Source organism: Streptomyces sp. NEAU-174 (genome assembly GCF_052665095.1).
In genome coordinates, this window is sequence record NZ_JBQTCE010000001.1 from 959,157 (window position 1) to 975,506 (window position 16,350).

The 16,350-nt window shown below is 72.7% G+C and carries 19 protein-coding genes; 14 read left to right on the forward strand and 5 right to left on the reverse strand.

The genetic code is table 11. The features are described 5' to 3' along the window. The first annotated feature begins 37 nt into the window (after window positions 1–37). The 7 genes from ACT2CW_RS04090 to ACT2CW_RS04120 all read left to right on the forward strand — a co-directional run bounded on the left by ACT2CW_RS04090 (window position 38) and on the right by ACT2CW_RS04120 (window position 6,767). Complete coding sequence (locus ACT2CW_RS04090) at window positions 38–1,276, forward strand: NAD(P)/FAD-dependent oxidoreductase (RefSeq protein WP_445515504.1); 1,239 nt, start codon at window positions 38–40, stop codon at window positions 1,274–1,276. Continuing rightward, window positions 1,257–1,664 carry a (2Fe-2S)-binding protein gene (locus ACT2CW_RS04095; protein ID WP_445515505.1) on the forward strand — a complete coding sequence of 136 codons (408 nt, stop codon included), beginning with the start codon at window positions 1,257–1,259 and terminating at the stop codon, window positions 1,662–1,664. Before ACT2CW_RS04090 ends, ACT2CW_RS04095 begins: the two co-directional genes overlap by 20 nt. An 8-nt stretch (window positions 1,665–1,672) precedes the next feature. Then, window positions 1,673–3,103 carry an FAD/NAD(P)-dependent oxidoreductase gene (locus ACT2CW_RS04100; RefSeq protein WP_445515506.1) on the forward strand — a complete coding sequence of 477 codons (1,431 nt, stop codon included), beginning with the start codon at window positions 1,673–1,675 and terminating at the stop codon, window positions 3,101–3,103. A 247-nt stretch (window positions 3,104–3,350) separates the two neighbouring features. After that, entirely contained in the window at window positions 3,351–3,740 is a 390-nt protein-coding gene (locus tag ACT2CW_RS04105; RefSeq protein WP_166484036.1) for a TOBE domain-containing protein, read from the forward strand. A 110-nt stretch (window positions 3,741–3,850) separates the two neighbouring features. Continuing rightward, window positions 3,851–4,723 (forward strand): molybdate ABC transporter substrate-binding protein, encoded by an 873-nt coding sequence (gene modA / locus ACT2CW_RS04110; RefSeq protein WP_445515507.1) that lies wholly within the window; start codon window positions 3,851–3,853, stop codon window positions 4,721–4,723. Between the two features lie 125 nt (window positions 4,724–4,848). Further along, window positions 4,849–5,670, forward strand: a complete 822-nt coding sequence (locus ACT2CW_RS04115; protein ID WP_445515683.1) for an ABC transporter permease — start codon at window positions 4,849–4,851, stop codon at window positions 5,668–5,670. Next, the gene (locus tag ACT2CW_RS04120; RefSeq protein ID WP_445515508.1) at window positions 5,667–6,767 is read left to right on the forward strand and encodes an ABC transporter ATP-binding protein; all 1,101 of its coding nucleotides are present in this window, start codon (window positions 5,667–5,669) and stop codon (window positions 6,765–6,767) included. The genes ACT2CW_RS04115 and ACT2CW_RS04120 overlap by 4 nt, the downstream gene beginning before the upstream one ends. A gap of 15 nt (window positions 6,768–6,782) precedes the next feature. Here the strand turns inward: ACT2CW_RS04120 and ACT2CW_RS04125 are convergent, their stop codons facing one another. The 3 genes from ACT2CW_RS04125 to ACT2CW_RS04135 all read right to left on the reverse strand — a co-directional run bounded on the left by ACT2CW_RS04125 (window position 6,783) and on the right by ACT2CW_RS04135 (window position 8,758). Next, window positions 6,783–7,022, reverse strand: a complete 240-nt coding sequence (locus ACT2CW_RS04125) for a hypothetical protein (protein WP_445515509.1) — start codon at window positions 7,020–7,022, stop codon at window positions 6,783–6,785. Next, window positions 7,019–7,396, reverse strand: coding sequence for a hypothetical protein (locus ACT2CW_RS04130; protein WP_445515510.1), 378 nt, complete (start codon window positions 7,394–7,396; stop codon window positions 7,019–7,021). Before ACT2CW_RS04130 ends, ACT2CW_RS04125 begins: the two co-directional genes overlap by 4 nt. Window positions 7,397–7,558: 162 nt before the next feature. Continuing rightward, window positions 7,559–8,758, reverse strand: a complete 1,200-nt coding sequence (locus ACT2CW_RS04135) for a helix-turn-helix domain-containing protein (RefSeq protein WP_445515511.1) — start codon at window positions 8,756–8,758, stop codon at window positions 7,559–7,561. 83 nt (window positions 8,759–8,841) lie between these two features. Between ACT2CW_RS04135 and ACT2CW_RS04140 the strand changes: the two genes are divergently transcribed. Beyond that, window positions 8,842–9,513 carry an HAD family hydrolase gene (locus ACT2CW_RS04140; protein WP_445515512.1) on the forward strand — a complete coding sequence of 224 codons (672 nt, stop codon included), beginning with the start codon at window positions 8,842–8,844 and terminating at the stop codon, window positions 9,511–9,513. Window positions 9,514–9,539: 26 nt separating this feature from the next. Here ACT2CW_RS04140 and ACT2CW_RS04145 read toward each other — a convergent pair whose 3' ends face one another. Then, on the reverse strand, window positions 9,540–10,178 hold the full coding sequence (locus ACT2CW_RS04145) for an HAD family hydrolase (protein WP_445515513.1): 639 nt from the start codon (window positions 10,176–10,178) through the stop codon (window positions 9,540–9,542). Between the two features lie 79 nt (window positions 10,179–10,257). On the opposite strand from ACT2CW_RS04145, the gene ACT2CW_RS04150 reads away from it, so the two are divergent. The 6 genes from ACT2CW_RS04150 to ACT2CW_RS04175 all read left to right on the forward strand — a co-directional run bounded on the left by ACT2CW_RS04150 (window position 10,258) and on the right by ACT2CW_RS04175 (window position 15,171). After that, complete coding sequence (locus ACT2CW_RS04150; RefSeq protein WP_445515514.1) at window positions 10,258–10,746, forward strand: hypothetical protein; 489 nt, start codon at window positions 10,258–10,260, stop codon at window positions 10,744–10,746. Window positions 10,747–10,794: 48 nt separating this feature from the next. After that, window positions 10,795–11,568 (forward strand): hypothetical protein, encoded by a 774-nt coding sequence (locus ACT2CW_RS04155; protein ID WP_445515515.1) that lies wholly within the window; start codon window positions 10,795–10,797, stop codon window positions 11,566–11,568. A gap of 330 nt (window positions 11,569–11,898) precedes the next feature. Then, entirely contained in the window at window positions 11,899–12,408 is a 510-nt protein-coding gene (locus ACT2CW_RS04160; RefSeq protein WP_445515516.1) for a toxin-antitoxin system HicB family antitoxin, read from the forward strand. An 82-nt stretch (window positions 12,409–12,490) separates the two neighbouring features. After that, window positions 12,491–13,333, forward strand: coding sequence for a DUF4097 family beta strand repeat-containing protein (locus ACT2CW_RS04165; RefSeq protein ID WP_445515517.1), 843 nt, complete (start codon window positions 12,491–12,493; stop codon window positions 13,331–13,333). A 63-nt stretch (window positions 13,334–13,396) separates the two neighbouring features. Further along, on the forward strand, window positions 13,397–14,392 hold the full coding sequence (locus ACT2CW_RS04170) for an ATP-binding cassette domain-containing protein (protein ID WP_445515518.1): 996 nt from the start codon (window positions 13,397–13,399) through the stop codon (window positions 14,390–14,392). Beyond that, a complete protein-coding gene (locus ACT2CW_RS04175; protein ID WP_445515519.1) occupies window positions 14,389–15,171 on the forward strand; it encodes an ABC transporter permease in 783 nt (260 codons plus the stop codon). The genes ACT2CW_RS04170 and ACT2CW_RS04175 overlap by 4 nt, the downstream gene beginning before the upstream one ends. Window positions 15,172–15,330: 159 nt before the next feature. Here the strand turns inward: ACT2CW_RS04175 and ACT2CW_RS04180 are convergent, their stop codons facing one another. Beyond that, window positions 15,331–16,350, reverse strand: coding sequence for a zinc-dependent alcohol dehydrogenase family protein (locus ACT2CW_RS04180; RefSeq protein WP_445515520.1), 1,020 nt, complete (start codon window positions 16,348–16,350; stop codon window positions 15,331–15,333).

Below are 16,350 nucleotides of genomic sequence, written 5' to 3' on the forward strand. Positions count from 1 at the left end.
GTTCTCGACACACCAAGAGTTTTCGACGCACCAGGACGTGCCGAAGACCGCCGACCTCGTCGTCATCGGCGCCGGAGTCGTCGGCGCGGCCGCCGCCTGGTTCGCCACCCTGGCGGGGCTGCGGGTCGTGGTGGTCGACCGGGGCGCCATCGCGTGCGGCACCTCGGGCGCGGGCGAGGGAAACGTCCTGGTCTCGGACAAGGAGCCGGGCCCGGAGCTGGAGCTCGCGCGGTACTCGCGGCAGGTGTGGGGCGAGGACCTGGGCCCGTACGGCGAGTGGTGGGAGTTCGAGCGGAAGGGCGGGCTGGTGGTCGCCTCCACGCCTGCCGCCCTGGGCGCGCTGCGAACGCTGGCCGAGCGGCAGCGGGCCCGTGGTGTCGTCGTACGGGAGGTGTCCGGGGCCGAACTCCACGATCTCGAACCACGGCTGACCCGCGAGGCCGCCGGGGGCGCGCTGTATCCGCAGGACGCCCAGGTGCAGCCCATGCTGGCGGCGGCCCATCTGCTGCGGCTCGCGCGGCGGCGCGGGGCGGTGGTGCGGACGGGGACGGAGGTGGTGGGGTTCCTCCGGCGTACGGGTACTCCGGCCACCCCGGGGAGAGGGAGCGCGGGTGCCCCGGTCGCCCCGGGAGGCGGCGCGGGTGCCCCGGTCACCGGCGTACGGACACCCCACGGCACCGTCAGCGCCCCCGCCGTCCTGAACGCGGCGGGCACCTGGGCCGGTGCGGTGGCCGGGCTCGCGGGCGTCGAGCTGCCGGTGCTGCCGCGCCGGGGCTTCGTCCTCGTCACCGAACCACTGCCGCCCGCGACCGTACGGCACAAGGTCTACGCGGCCGACTACGTGGACGCCGTGGCCAGTTCGGACGCGGAGCTCCAGGCGTCGCCGGTCGTGGAGGGCACGGGCGGCGGCACGGTGCTGATCGGCTCCACCCGGGAGCGGGTCGGCTTCGACCGGCGGCCCTCCCCCGCCGCCGTACGGGCGCTGGCCCGGGGCGCGATCGGGCTGTTCCCGATGCTGGCGTCGGTGCGGGCGATGCGCGTGTACGCGGGCTTCCGGCCGTACTGCCCCGACCATCTGCCGGTCATCGGCCCCGACCCGCGCGCCCCCGGGCTGTGGCACGCCTGCGGCCACGAGGGCGCGGGGATCGGCCTCGCGGCGGGGACGGGGAAGCTGATCGCGCAGGCGCTGACGGGGGAGGCGACGGATCTGGACCTGACGCCGTTCGCGCCCGAACGCTTCGAGGAGGGTGGTGCGGATGAGCCACGCGGGAAATGACGAGCGCACGGGGTCGTCGTCCTGCCGGCTGACCTTCGACGGTACGACGGTCACCGCGCGGCCGGGGCAGAGCGTGGGCGCGGCACTGGTGGCCGCCGGGATCGTCGCCTGGCGGACCACGCGGCGCGAGGGCAGGCCGCGCGGGCTGTTCTGCGGGATCGGGGTCTGCTTCGACTGCCTGATCACCGTGGACGGGCGCCCGGGACAGCGGGCCTGCCTGGTCCCGGCGCGGGACGGGATGCGGCTCTCGGCGGAGGACGGTCGCGATGGCGATGGCGGCGATGACAGCGATGGCGATGGCGGCGATGGCGATGGCGGCGATGGCGATGGCGGCGATGGCGATGGCGGCGATGGTGACGGCGGCGATGGCGATGGGCAGCGATGGTGACGGCAGCGATGGCGACTGATCGGCCGACGTACGACGTAGCCGTCGTGGGCGCGGGTCCCGCCGGGCTCGCCGCCGCCGTCGGGGCCGCCGAGGCGGGCCTCGACGTGGTGCTGATCGACGCCGGGCGCCTGCCCGGCGGCCAGTACTGGCGCCACGACGAGCACTCGACGCCCCCTCGCCACACCCACGGGCGGCTCTTCGCCCGCCTCCGCGCCCGGCTGCGCTACCAGCGCCACCTCGGCCGTCTCCACTATCTCCCCGGCCATCAGGTCTGGCTGATCGACCGCCCCCGCCCGGACAGCGGACCGTTCACCCTGCGCCTGAACGGTCCGTACGACACGGCCCCCGTCGAGCGGGACCGGGTGCGGGCCCGGTCGCTGGTGCTCTGCTGTGGCGCGTACGACCGGCAACTGCCGCTCCCCGGCTGGGAGCTGCCTGGGGTGATGGCGGCCGGAGGCGTCCAGGCGCTGCTGAAGGGGCATCGGGCGGTGGCGGGGCGGCGGGCGGTGGTCGCGGGCACGGGACCGTTCCTGCTGCCGGTGGCGACGGGCCTGGCCGAGGCCGGGGTGCGGGTCCTCGCCGTGTGCGAGGCCAACCCGGCGCACGGCTGGCTGCGCCACCTGGACGGTGCGGTACGGGCGCCCGCCAAGTCCGCCGAGGCGGTGCGGTACGCGGCGCTGATGGCCCGCCACCGCATCCCGTACCGGACCCGGGCCACGGTGACCGAGATCCTGGGCGAGGACCGGGTGCGCGGGGTGCGGCTCGACGGCGGCGAGGTGGTCGAGGCCGATCTGGTGGCGCTGGGCTGGGGGTTCACCCCCGCCCTCGAACTGCCCCTGATGGTCGGCGCCGCCACCCGGCGCGACCTCGACGGCTCCCTCGTCGCCGTGGTCGACGCCCGTCAGCGCACCACCGTCCCGGACGTCCTGGCCGCGGGGGAGACCACGGGCGTGGGCGGCGCCGCGCTCGCCGTCGCCGAGGGACGGCTGGCCGCCCTGTCGCTGGCGGCGGCCCACGGGCTGCCGGTCGACCCGCGCGCCGTACGACGGCTGCGCGCCGCGATCCGCCACGGCCGGGCCTTCGCCGCCGCGCTGCACCGCACGTACCCGGTGCCCGACGGATGGACCGACCGGCTGACCGAGCGCACGGTGGTCTGCCGCTGCGAGGAGGTCACGTACGGGGAGCTGTGCCGCGCCCGTACCGACCTCGGCGCCGAGGACCCCCGCACCATGAAGCTCCTGGCCCGCCCGGGTATGGGCTGGTGCCAGGGGCGGATCTGCGGTTTCGCGGTCGCCGCCGTCACCGCGTCGCCGACCGGCCGACCGGCCACGGCGGAGGATCTGCGGCCGCTCTCGGCACGGCCGTTCGCGGCGCCGGTGACGCTGGGGGAGCTGGCGGAGCTGGACGAGTCGGCGGACGACCCGGACGAGGAGCCCTAAGCGGCCTCGCTGAAGTCCGGTGCGGTTCGGTTGCGCCCCGAAGGGGCGCGGGGAACTGCGCGATCAGCCACGACGCAGCCGCGGATGAACGACCACACCTCGCGCCACTTCCCGGCGGAGCGCTTGGCGTCCGCGCGCCGTCACCGCCCGCAGCCTGCGCAGATGCCAGCCTCCGTACCCGAATCGTTGGACGGATACCACCTGATCACCATGTACCGGCTCGCAGATGCGGCGCTACCATCGGCGGATGCATACGTACCGGATCGGTGAGGCCGCGGCCCTGATGGGGGTCAGCGTCGACACCCTGCGGCGCTGGGTCGACAGCGGACGGCTGACCGCCGAACGGGACGAGCAGGGGCGCCGGATCATCCCGGGCCCGGCGCTCGCCGCGTTCGCCCGCGAGGTCGCCAGCGGCACGGACCGCGACCACCCCGGCTCGTCGGCCCGCAACCGCTTCTCGGGCATCGTCACCGAGGTGATCCTCGGCGATGTGTCCGCGCAGGTGGAGATCCAGGCGGGGCCATTCCGCGTGGTGTCCATGATCAGCCGGGAGTCGGCGGAGGAGCTGAAGCTGGAGCCGGGTGTTCCGGCCGTCGCCGTGATCAAGTCGACCAACGTGGTCGTGGAAACGCCGTGAACACGCGCGTCGAGGGCGGCATAGGCAGCACACGCGGCGGCCGCGGCACACGCAGCAGCCGCAGCAGCCGCAGCAGCCGCAGCAGTCGCAGAGAGGGAGAGACAGACCCCATGACGACCCGTTCCGTACCAGGTTCCGGATCCCGACCCCGACCCTGGCCCCGGCCCCGTTGGACGCTCCGTGTGGTGGGCGGTTTCGCGCTCGCCGCCCTGACGCTCACCGCCTGCTCCTCCGGTGACTCCGACGACTCGGGTGACTCCGGTGACTCCTCCAAGAAGTCCGCTTCCGGTTCCTCCTCCGAGAAACTGTCCGGCACGGTGACCGTGTTCGCGGCGGCCTCGCTGAAGGAGAGCTTCACCGCGCTGGGCAAGACGTTCGAGAAGGAGCACCCCGGCACCAAGGTCGCCTTCAACTTCGGCGGCAGCGACGCCCTCGCGGCCAGCATTACCTCCGGCGCACCCGCCGACGTCTTCGCCGCCGCGAGCCCGAAGACCATGAAGACCGTCACCGACGCCAAGGACGCGAAGGGCACCCCGGCCACCTTCGTCCGCAACCAGCTCGAGATCGCGACCCTCCCGGGGAACCCGAAGAAGATCAAGACGCTCAAGGACCTCACCCGCTCCGGGCTGAAGGTCGCGCTGTGCGCCAAGGAGGTGCCGTGCGGCTCGGCGGCCCAGAAGGCGCTGACCGCGGCCAAGCTCAAGCTCACCCCGGTCTCGTACGAGCAGGACGTCAAGGGCGCGCTGACCAAGGTGCAGTTGAAGGAGGTGGACGCCTCCGTCGTCTACAAGACCGATGTGAAGGCGGCGGGTGGCAAGGTCGCGGGCGTGGAGTTTCCCGAGTCGAAGCAGGCCATCAACGACTATCCGATCGCCCCGCTGAAGAACGCCCAGAACGCGGAGGGGGCCACGGCCTTCATCGACCTGGTGAAGTCGGCACAGGGCCAGAAGGTGCTCGGCCAGGCCGGTTTCCTCAAGCCGTGACGGAGCGGAACGCCGGGGCGGAGCCGAGGGCCGGGGCCGGGCCGGAGGCTGGGACGGAGCTCAAGGCCGGGGCCGGGCCGGGGCCCGGGGCCGAGTCAGAGGGGGCACCCGGCCCCCGGGAGGTTCTGAGCGGCAGCGCAGGGCGACGCCGGGGCACCCCCCGCCTCCGCACGGGCGTCCCGCTGCCGCTCCTGCTCCCCGCCCTCGCCGGTCTGGTCTTCCTGGTGCTCCCGCTGGTCGCGCTGCTGATCCGCGCGCCCTGGCGGAGCCTGCCCGACCAGCTGACCAGCGTCGCGGTGTGGCAGGCGCTCCGCCTCTCGCTGATCACCGCGACCGCCGCCACCGCCGTGGCGCTGGTTCTGGGCGTGCCCCTGGCCTGGCTGCTGGCCCGCGCCCGCTTTCCCGGCCGCCGGCTGCTGCGCGCCCTGGTGACCCTGCCGCTGGTGCTGCCGCCGGTGGTCGGTGGCGTGGCGCTGCTGCTCGCGCTGGGCCGTAACGGGATCGTGGGCCGCTGGCTGGACTCGGCGTTCGGCGTGACCCTGCCGTTCACCACGGCGGGGGTGGTGGTCGCGGAGGCGTTCGTGGCGATGCCGTTCCTCGTGATCAGTGTCGAGGGCACGCTGCGGGCCGCCGATCCGCGTTACGAGGAGGCCGCCGCCACGCTCGGCGCCTCGCGCTTCACCGCGTTCCGGCGCGTCACCCTGCCGATGGTCGCGCCGGGCGTGGCGGCCGGGGCGGTGCTGGCCTGGGCGCGGGCGCTGGGCGAGTTCGGCGCCACGATCACCTTCGCGGGCAACTTCCCGGGCCGTACGCAGACGATGCCGCTGTCGGTCTATCTCGCGCTCCAGAGCGACCCGGCCGCCGCGATCGCGCTCAGCCTCGTCCTTCTCGCCGTCTCCATCGCGGTCCTGGCCGGGCTGCGCGACCGCTGGATGGCCGCCTCATGACCAACACGGACACCTCTCTCATCGAGCAGGCCGCGCCGCACAGCGACGGCCTCGACGCCCGGCTCGTCGTCGACCGGGGCGGCTTCCGGCTCGACCTGCGGCTGACCGCCGCGCCCGGCGAGGTGGTCGCGCTGCTCGGGCCCAACGGCGCGGGCAAGACCACCGCGCTGCGCGCCCTGGCCGGGCTCACCCCGCTCACCGAGGGGGTGCTGCGGCTGGACGGCCGGACCCTGGAGGAGCCGTCGCATCGACTGCGGACGCCGCCCGAGGACCGCCCGGTCGGCGTCGTCTTCCAGGACTATCTGCTCTTCCCGCACCTCACCGCGCTGGACAACGTGGCGTTCGGCCCGCGCTGCCACGGGGTGCCCAAGGCGGAGGCCCGCGCGCAGGCGGCCGAGTGGCTGGACCGGATGGGCCTGACCGACCGCGCGGGCGCCAAACCCCGCGCCCTGTCCGGCGGCCAGGCCCAGCGCGTCGCCCTCGCCCGCGCCCTGGCCACCCGCCCCCGCCTGCTGCTCCTGGACGAACCACTGGCCGCGCTGGACGCCCGCACCCGCCTCGACGTGCGCGCCGGACTCCGCCGCCATCTGGCCGACTTCGAGGCGGTGGCGGTCCTGGTCACCCATGACCCGCTGGACGCGATGGTGCTGGCCGACCGGCTCGTGGTCGTCGAGGACGGCCGTATCGTCCAGGAGGGCGCCCCGGCGGACATCTCCCGCCGCCCCCGCACCGACTACATCGCCAGCCTCGTCGGCCTCAACCTCTACCAGGGCCGCGCCGACGGCCACACCGTGACGCTCGACGGCGGCACCACCATCACCACCACCGAGGACCTCTCCGGCCCGGTCTTCGTCGCCTTCCCACCCGCCGCGGTCACCCTCCACCGCGACCGCCCCGACTCCAGCGCGCGCAACCTGTGGCGGCTGGAGGTGGCCGGCCTGGAGTCCCACGGCGACCAGATCCGCGTCGACCTCACCGGCGAACTCCCCCTCCTGGCCGACCTCACGACGGCGGCGGTGGCGGAACTGACCCTCCACCCGGGCCGCCCGGTGTGGGTCACGCTGAAGGCAACGCAGACCCACGCATACCCGGCGTAGGTCGGTCCAGCCCACCTACGCGCTATCGGAGCCCTCCCCACAGAACGGCCGACACACCCACAGCTCGACCTCCCGCGTCCTGCTGCCACAGGTCCACGCGACGGTCCCGAGCAACTGATCCGCGATCAGCCGCCGCCCACACAGCGCACGGTCCCAGCCCTCCAGCTGGGGCCCGGTCAGCGCGTCCGCGTCCGGCATTTCGATGCCGTGCGCTGCCGCGAGCGACTGCTGGGCGACTGAACGGTCGCCGGTCACCGTTCGTCCCCCTCGCCGACCCCGATCCCGCCCCCGAGCTCGGCGACAACCGCCCGAACCAGCGCCTCGCGGAGCCGGTCGGCATCGGTGAGGTACCGCCCCGGCCCGAGCGGGACGCGCCAGTGCGGATACGGCCCGCTGGTCCGGTCAACCGGCGGAACGCCGAGGTACGAGGTCTCAAGGCGGCCCGTACCGAGCGTCTGCACCTGCCGGATGCGCCGCCAGTGCCGCGCGGCCCCCGGGCGGATGAGCCAGTACATGAGGTTGTAGTCGGCGATGACGGCACCGGTCGCCCCACCGAGTAAGCCCAGAGCCCGCGCACCAAGCGCCTCGGGCGCCCGCACGGCGTCCCAGTACGGTCCGACCTGGACCATCCGCACGTCGGCGCCGCTCGGTGGCGCCCATGGTTGTGTATGAGAGGCGCTGGTATGCATGGGATCCCCCGGCGTCGTGTGCGGTCAGGTCATGACTGACCGTAGAGACGCCGAGGGCCGCCCACCCGAGCTGTCAGCTCGGGCGCACCACGGGCTCGGCGGTCAGAAGACCCCCACCCGCTCCGCGAGCTTCTCTGCCTGCCGGGCATGCGCCGCCCGCCCTCGTCGGATCACCGTGAGCATCAGCTTCCGTGCCAGGGGTGTACGCGCCAGGTCCTCCGGGGCCAGGTCCTCCAGCTCCAGCAGGCTCAGCAGCACCGCCGCGTCTTCGCGCCGCATGTGGTGACAGCGCGCCACCTCCAGGTTGAAGGTGAACGACCGTTCCATGGACGGCAGATCACTGGCGTCCACGTCGTCGGCCATCTTCAGTGCCTCGCTCGCGTCGCCCGCTTCCATCTCGATGCTGACCTCGTGCAGGGCCACGTTCGTCGGCCCGAAGACGGTCCACATGATGTTGCCCTCGCCGACGCTCCGAGCCGCTGGGCGGGCGTGGTGCCGCAGCCTGTCCCGCGCCGCTGACCAGTCACGACGCCGAGCCTCAGCGACGACCGCCACCAGGTGGAGTGCCCCCGACATCGCGACCCTTTCCGGCTCGGCCAATGGTGCCCGGCGTAGCTCCTCGACCGCGCGGAGCGCGATCTGCTCGGCGCCGTCCGGCTCCTGGGAGGCCAGCAGAGCATGTCCCAGGTTCCACTGAGCGGCCGCTGTGCGCAGTGGGTCATCCGCCTCCTCAGCTGCCTGTACGGCCCGGTCCGCGGCCATCATGGACAGATCCACCCGGCCGGTACGCCGCAGGTACGACCGCAGCAGGAAGTAGAGGTCAGCCCTCACCCGCATGATGGCTCGGCGCCGGTCGGGGTCCGTGGCCGAGCGGTGGATCCGGGCGACGTGTTCGGTGTCCGCGATCAGGCCGGGCAGAACGTCGGCCATGTCGGTGAACCGGGTCTTGCTGCTCTGCCAGACCCGCCAGGCGCTCTCCACACGCTCGCGCAGCGCTGTCGGCTCGGCGAGGGGCGCGCTGCGAGGCGGCCCGTAGCCCATCAGGGCTTGCACGATCGCGGGCTCGGTCGTGTCCGGAGCCATGCGACCGGCAGCGGGCATGTCGGCGAGCAGCGCGGCAATGGGCACGCCGAGCTCCTGGGCGATGGCGTGCAGGATGGGCAACGACGGCACCTTCAAGCCGCGTTCGATCTGGGACAGGTAATCGGGGGAGATGCCGACGAGCCCGGCTACGACGTCTTGTCGCCGTACGCCGCGGTAGTGCCTGATTCTGTCGCCGATGGGCAGATCGGATGCGACCATGCCTACCTCCGTACGTCTGCCTACTCAGCGTATGGTGCCCGTCACCAGCGGGGGCCGGTATCCAACGATCGGAAGGCGATACAGTGCCGCTGCTCGTGTTGTGGGACATCGACCACACGCTCGTGGACACCCGAGGGGTCGGACGCGAATTCTGGGCCGAGGCGTTCGAAGAGGTCACCGGTCGGCCCATGCGGGAGCAGGCGAAGATCGATGGGTCGACCGAGCCGGTCATCCTCCGCGAGACGCTGCGACTCCACGGATTGCCGGACAGCCGTGCCCTGTTCGAGCGGTTCGCCCAGGCTCTCGGAGCCGTCCACGTGCGGCGCGCGGCCGAACTTCGGGAGCGCGGGCGCGCCCTCCCCGGGGCCTCCTCGCTGCTCGCCGCCCTGGCAGCCCGGGACGGGGCCACCCAGACCGTGATGACCGGCAACATCCGGGCCGCCGCCGAGGTGAAGCTGGCCGCGTTCGGCCTCGACCAGTACATCGATCTCTCGACCGGAGCCTTCGGCGAGGACGCGGACGCACGCCCGGAGCTGGTGCGCACCGCATTGCGGCGGGCCCGGACGCCCGCGGAGAACGCCGTCCTCGTCGGGGACACGCCGTACGACGTCGAGGGTGGCGTGACCTGCGGCGTCCGCGTCATCGGCGTGGCCACCGGGCGTACCGGCGCGGAGGATCTGCGGGCCGCCGGAGCTGCGGAAGTTGTCGAGGATCTCGCGGACACGGAGTCGATGCTGAAGCTCCTGACGAAGTGAACGAAGCCTTCGTCCGGCCCGAAGTCCTAGCTGGCGGCGAGCCGCGCGAGATCGTGCAGCGAGTCGATCTGCCAGTCGGCGGCGGCCGCCTCGGCGGTGCCGGACCACAGATGGCCCCACGGCCCGCGCCGCAGATGCGCGACGCGCAGTCCCGCCGCCTTTGCCGGGCGGATGTCGTTCGCGGGATGGTCCCCCACGTACACCGTCTCGTCGGGCGCGGCGCCGGTGAGGTCCAGGACGCGGGCGAAGAAGCGTGGGTCGGGTTTGGCCACGCCCCACTCGCCCGAGGTGGCGATCTCGTCGACCGGGAGGTCGAGCTCGCGTAGCAACTGGCCGACGTGCGCGGTCTGGTTGCCCGCTATGACGGTGCGGAGCCGCTTCTCACGGAGGGACGCGAGGGCCGGACGCACGTCCGGGTAGAGATCGGCTTCGTCCAGTCGTTCACCCGCCCCCGCGGCTTCCATCGCGGCTCGCTCGGCCGCGATGTCGATGTCCGGCCGAATGAGCCGTAGTGCTTCGGCGTTGTCGCGGCCCTGAGCGACGACCGCGCCGACGAGTGCGGAGAGGGTATGGCGGGGGACGTCCAGCCAGTCCGCCCACGCGGCCCATCCGCGGTCATCCCGGATCAAGGTCTCGCCGACATCGAAGACCACCGCACGAAGCATGCGGGCAGCATAAGACGCGGCGAAGTGCGCGTTGGCGTACGCACTCTGCTGACCACATGACGAGGAAGGCCACGCCCCGATGACGACGATCGCTGTGACCGGGCACATGGACCTCACCGACGCGTCGGTGCCGCTGGTCCGAGGTGAGCTGGACAAACTCCTGGCCGCCTACGACCCGGCCGGTCTGGTCGGCGTGTCATGCGTCGCGAAGGGCAGTGACAGCGTGTTCGCCGACGCGGTTCTGGCAGTCGGCGGGCGTCTGGTTGTGGTGATTCCGTCGCGGGACTACCGGCAGGCGAAGGTCAAGCCGGACCATGCCGCGACCTTCGACCGTCTGGTGGCGGCCGCGGACGAGGTGCTGGTGATGCCGTACGACACGGCGAACCGGCAGGCGTACGAGGCGGCGAACGCCGTGCTGCTGGAGCGGGCCGATCGGCTGGTGGCGGTGTGGGACGGGCGGCCGCCCTCGGGCAAGGGCGGTGGTACGGCGGACGTGGTGGGTCAAGCGCGGGGGGCGGGCGTACCCGTCGACGTCGTCTGGCCGGACGGGGCTTCCCGCCGGGCGTAACACGCCTACCCGGCCTGAGCCGGGCCCGGTTGGGGCATGCTGGGGCACATGAGGCAGGGGGAGCCCGGCGAGGGCGAGGGGTATGCGGGGCGGGCCGCGAGGCGGCGGTACATCGTCGCGTCCGTGGTGAGCTGTGTGGCCATCGCCGTGGCCGTCACGCATGTGCTGGCGCCGGATCTGAAGATAGACAACGTCACCGTGGCGCTCCTGGTGGTCGCCGTCGTGCCCTGGTTGCGCGATCTGCTCAACAGCATCGAACTGCCGGGCGGGGTGCGTCTGGAGTTCAAGGAGGCGGTCGAGCGGCGCATCGAGGCCGCCGAGCGGATCGCCGACGCCGCCCTCGTGGGGAGCGGCGACGACGGGCACGAGACCGACGGCGGCGCCACGGCGCTGAGGGATGTGCGCCGGCTGGCCGCCGAATACCTCGAGGTCCGTACGTCGATGGCCAGCGGGTCCGCCCGTACGCAGCGCATGAACGGCATCTTCGCCCGGTTGGTGCGCGCCACCCAGCGGCTCGCCGACCCCGACCTGGACGGCTGGCTCACCTCCCCGGACGGCGGGCTGCGCCTGGCGGCATACGCGCGGCTGTACGCGGTGCCGGACGCGGACGCGCTGGCCGCCCTGACGGACGCCGTCGTGAAGGAGCCGCTCGCCTTCAGCCAGTACTGGGGCATCCACGCGCTCGACAAGGTCGTGGACGCCGTAGGGGTCGAGGACGTGCCGCCGGGGGTCGTCCGGCGCCTGGAGGACTGCCGGCCGCGCGGCAACGACCGGGTGGCCCTGCTGCGGCGTCTGATCGCCAAGCTGCATGGCCTCCAGTAGTGGTTTCGCGGTACTGCGGGACCACGTCGGCCGTCCCACGCCATCGGTCCGCCCGACGTGGTGGCTGGTGGCTGGTGGCGCCGCGGTGTGCACCCCCTTGTGGCGTCACATGATGCCGAGGTGGCGCCGTCTGGTGCTACATGGCGCCACCGCAGTGCCACCCAGCGCCATCACGCGGCCCCAGAAGCGCATGAGCGCTCATGGTGTCAGCATGGCTTAGGCCGATCCATCCTCGTTTTCGCAGGTCAGCGCGGATGCGGTCAAGTCCGCCCGCCGCAAGGTGCCATCCAGGGGTTGCGTATGGCGCCATTGTGGTGCCATGATGACGTCATGGACCTCACCCCGTATGTCGACACCCTCCGCAGCGAACTCGCGGTGGCCGCCGAGGCCGGCGGCGACGAGGCGCGCGAGCTGGCCGACCGGCTCACCGCTCCGCTGGAGTCGGCGGCCCGGCTGACCATGCTCAATGTGCTCTCCGCCGCGATGGACGAGATCACCCGGGAGCTCGCCCCAGGCTCGGTCGACGTACGGCTGCGCGGGCTCGATCCCGACTTCGTGGTGACGCTGCCGCCCCGCGACGACGCCCCCTTCGAGGCCGCGCCCGCCGAATCGCTCGCGCCCCCGGCCCCCGTGGACGGCGACGAGGGCGGCACCGCCCGGGTCAATCTGCGACTGCCGGCCCAGCTCAAGGCACGTGCCGAGGAGGCCGCGTCCCGCGAGGGCCTGTCGGTCAACGCCTGGCTGGTGCGCGCCGTGTCGGCCGCGGTCGACGGCGGTACGCAGCCACGTACGACAACGAAGACCCGCTCCGCACAGAACTTCACCGGCTGGGTGCGCTAGCAGCGCCCGCGCCCCACCCAAGCCACCTACAACACGTCCCACCTGCGGGGACGCCCCGACGAGTCATGAGGACGGTACAGCCATGCCTTCTTTCGACACTCCCGAACCGATCACGGTCACCGCCCACGTGGGCGCCGGCTCCCTCCGGTTCACCGCGAGCGACCGCGCGGACACCGCCGTCGAGGTGCGGCCCGGCAGCCCCAAGCGGGACAAGGACGTACGGGCCGCCGAGCAGACCGAGGTCACGTACGCGAACGGCGTGCTGACCATCAGGACGAAGGAGCGGCGCTTCATCGGCCCCTCCGGCGTCGTCGACGTGACGGTCGACCTGCCCGCGGGCTCGGATATCGACGTCACCGGCTCCTGGGCCCACGTGGCGAGCGAAGGCCGCCTCGGCAAGGCCCGGATCAAGACCTCGGGCGGCGACGTCCGCCTCGATGCGACCGGGCCGCTCCAACTGACCGTCTCCCACGGCTCGATCGCCGTCGACCGGGTCGAGGGCGCCGCCGAGATCACCACCAGCTCCGGCAGCATGCGCGTCGGCACCGTCGACGGCCCCGCCACCCTGAAGAACTCACACGGCACCACGACCATCGCCGCCGCCCTCGGTGAGCTGCGGGCCAGCGGCGCCCACGGCGACATCGACATCCTGTGCGCCGAAGCCTCGGTCACCGCCACCACCGCCTACGGCTCCCTGCGCGTCGCCGAAGTCGCCTCCGGTGACGTCCAGGTGGAGACGTCCTACGGCGCCATCGACATCGGCATCCGCGAGGGCACCGCCGCCTGGCTCGACGTCAGCGCCGAGCGCGGGCAGGTGCGCAACTCCCTCGCCGACTCCGCGCCGCCGGCCGAGACCGAGAACACCGTCAAGGTCCGCGCCCGGACCCGCTGGGGCAACATCGACATCCGCCGCGCCAAGGCCTGAGCACCCGCAAGCCCCCGCCCCCCTTCACCTCCTACCGCTTCACACTCCGAGCCGGAGGGCTCCATGCGCGCATCTGTCATGCCCACATCCAACAGCACGGCCGCCCCCGCCGTCTCCACCGCCGATCTGCGCAAGTCGTACGGCGACAAGACCGTCCTCGACGGCATCGATCTGCGCATCCCGGCCGGGTCCGTGTTCGCACTCCTCGGACCGAACGGCGCCGGCAAGACCACCACCGTGAAGATCCTGTCCACCCTCATCGCCGCCGACGGCGGGCAGGCCCAGGTCGCGGGCCACGACATTGCCGCATCACCGGACGGAGTACGCGCCGCGATCGGCGTCACCGGGCAGTTCGCCGCGCTCGACGACCTGCTCACCGCCGAGGAGAACCTTCTCCTCATGGCCGACCTGCTGCGCCTCGGCAAGCGCGAGGGCAGGAAGCGGGCCACGCGACTGCTCGAGCGGTTCGACATCGCCGACGTCGCGAAGAACCGCGCCGCGACCTTCTCCGGCGGCATGCGGCGCAGGCTCGACCTCGCCATGACGCTGGTCGGCGACCCCCAAGTGATCTTCCTGGACGAGCCGACGACCGGGCTCGACCCGCGTAGCCGCCGCACCATGTGGGACACCGTGCGCTCGCTGGTCGCGGGCGGCACCACCGTCTTCCTCACCACCCAATACCTCGAAGAGGCCGACCAGTTGGCCGACCGGATCGCCGTGCTCGACGGCGGCCGGATCGTCGCCGAGGGCACCGCCGACGAACTCAAGGCGCAGATCCCCGGCAGCCATGTGCAGCTGCGGTTCACCGAGCCCGCCGAGTACGAGCGCGCGGCCGACGCCTTCCCCGGAGCGGCCCGTGATGACGAGGGCCTCGCCCTGCGCGTGGCGGGCGACGCCGGCATGGAGGCGCTGCGCGCGCTGTTCGACCGGCTCGACGCGGCCGGAGTCCGGGCCGCCGACTTCTCCGTGCACACCCCCGACCTCGACGACGTGTTCCTCGCCCTGACCGGCGACGGCACCGCCGCCACCCCGCTTCACGCCAAGGAGGCCCAGCGATGAGCACCCTCACCTACGCCGTGCACGACTCCATGACGATGCTGCGGCGCAACCTCAAGCACGCGATCCGCTATCCGATGGTGGGGTTCGGCAGCGCCATGATGCCGATCATGATGCTCCTGCTGTTCGTGTACGCCTTCGGTGACTCGATCGGCACCGGCATGGGCGGCGGCCGGGACGTGTATCTGGACTATCTGACGCCCGGCATCATCATCATGGGGGTGGCCGCCGGCTCGATGTCGACCTCGGTCGCGGTCTGCTCCGATATGACCGAGGGCATCATCAACCGCTTCCGCACCATGAACATCACCCGCTCGTCGTTCATGACGGGGCATGTCATCGGCAGCGTCATCCAGACGATGGTGTGCATCGTCCCGGTCGTCGGCGTCGCGCTCGCCGTCGGATTCCGGTCGGACGCGAGCCCACTGGAGTGGCTGGCCGCCGCCGGACTCATCGCGGCCATCGCGTTCGCGGTGACCTGGCTGTCGGCGGCGCTCGGCCTGATCTCCAAGACCGTCGAGTCCGCGAGCAACAAACCACTGCTGGTCCAGTTCATGCCGTTCCTCGGCTCCGCGTTCGTGCCAGCCGACTCAATGGCCCCGGGCCTGCGCTGGTTCGCCGAGAACCAGCCGTTCACGCCGATGACCGAGACGCTGCGCGGCCTGCTCACCGGTTCGCAGATCGGCAACAGCGGCTGGATCTCACTCGCCTGGTGCGCCGGTATCACCCTCGTCGGCTACATCTGGTCGCGCTCCCTGTTCAACAGCACCACCAAGCGCTGAAAGCCCCCTTCTCGATCTCGTACCCGCGCCACGGCGGAGGGCCCGATACACACAGGGCCCTCCGCCGTGGCGCAGCGGCGACTACGGGCGGCTTCTGAACCTCTCCACGAGAACGGCCCCTGGCGGCAGCGCCGACGCCCGCGCCGGCGGCGTTCGTCGTCACTCGTCCGTGATGACCACCTTCCCGAAGTGCCCCCGCCCCGCGAAGTACCGGTACGCGGCGGGCGCCTCGGCGAACGGGAAGGCGCGGTCGACGACGGGGCGCAGCCGGTGGTGCTCGATCGCGCGGTTCATCTGCTCGAACATCTCGCGGCTGCCCACGAACATCCCCTGGAGCGTGACGCCCTTGAGCAGTACGGAGGACGGGTCGGCCCCGCCGTCCCCGGGCCGGGACAGTACGCCGATGAGGCTGATCCGCCCGCCGACCCGTACGGCCTCCAGCGACTGCGGCAGGGTGCCCGCGCCGCCCACCTCCACGACGTGGTCGACACCACCGCCGGTGGCCTCGGCCACCAGACGGCCCCAGTCGGGGGTGCGGGCGTAGTTGATGCCATCGGTGGCGCCGAGGGAGCGCAGTCGCTCCAACTTGGCGTCGTCGCTGGAGGTGGCGAGCACACGGGCCCCACCGAGCGCGGCGAACTGGAGGGCGAACAGCGACACTCCGCCGCTGCCCAGGGTCAGCACGGTCTGGCCGGGGGCGAGTCCACCCGTGACCGCCACCGCGTGCCAGGCGGTCACGGCGGCACACGGCAGCGTCGCGGTCTCGGCGAAGTCGAGATGCGCGGGGGCGGCGACCAGGGCCTCCTGGTCGAAGAGGACGTACTCCGCGAGCAGCCCGTCCGTCGGGCCGCCCAGCGCGCCCGCCGTCTTCCGCGCGGCGGGCGGCCCGGAGAGCCAGCCGGGCATGAAGATCCCGGCGACCCGGTCGCCCTCCCGCCACCGGGTGACCTCGGAACCGGCGTCCACCACCTCGCCCGCACCGTCGGACAGCGGTACGACATCGGGCTTCAGGGCGCGTCCGTACGCGTCCGACGCGATCATCAGATCCCGGTAGTTGAGCGACCAGGCCCGCATCCGGACCAGCACCTCGCGCGGCCCGGGGGCGGGCACCTCGCGCTCGTCCAGTTGGAGGGCGTCCACGCCGGTGAGGCGCGGCAGGTGGTAGTAGCGCGTCTTCAT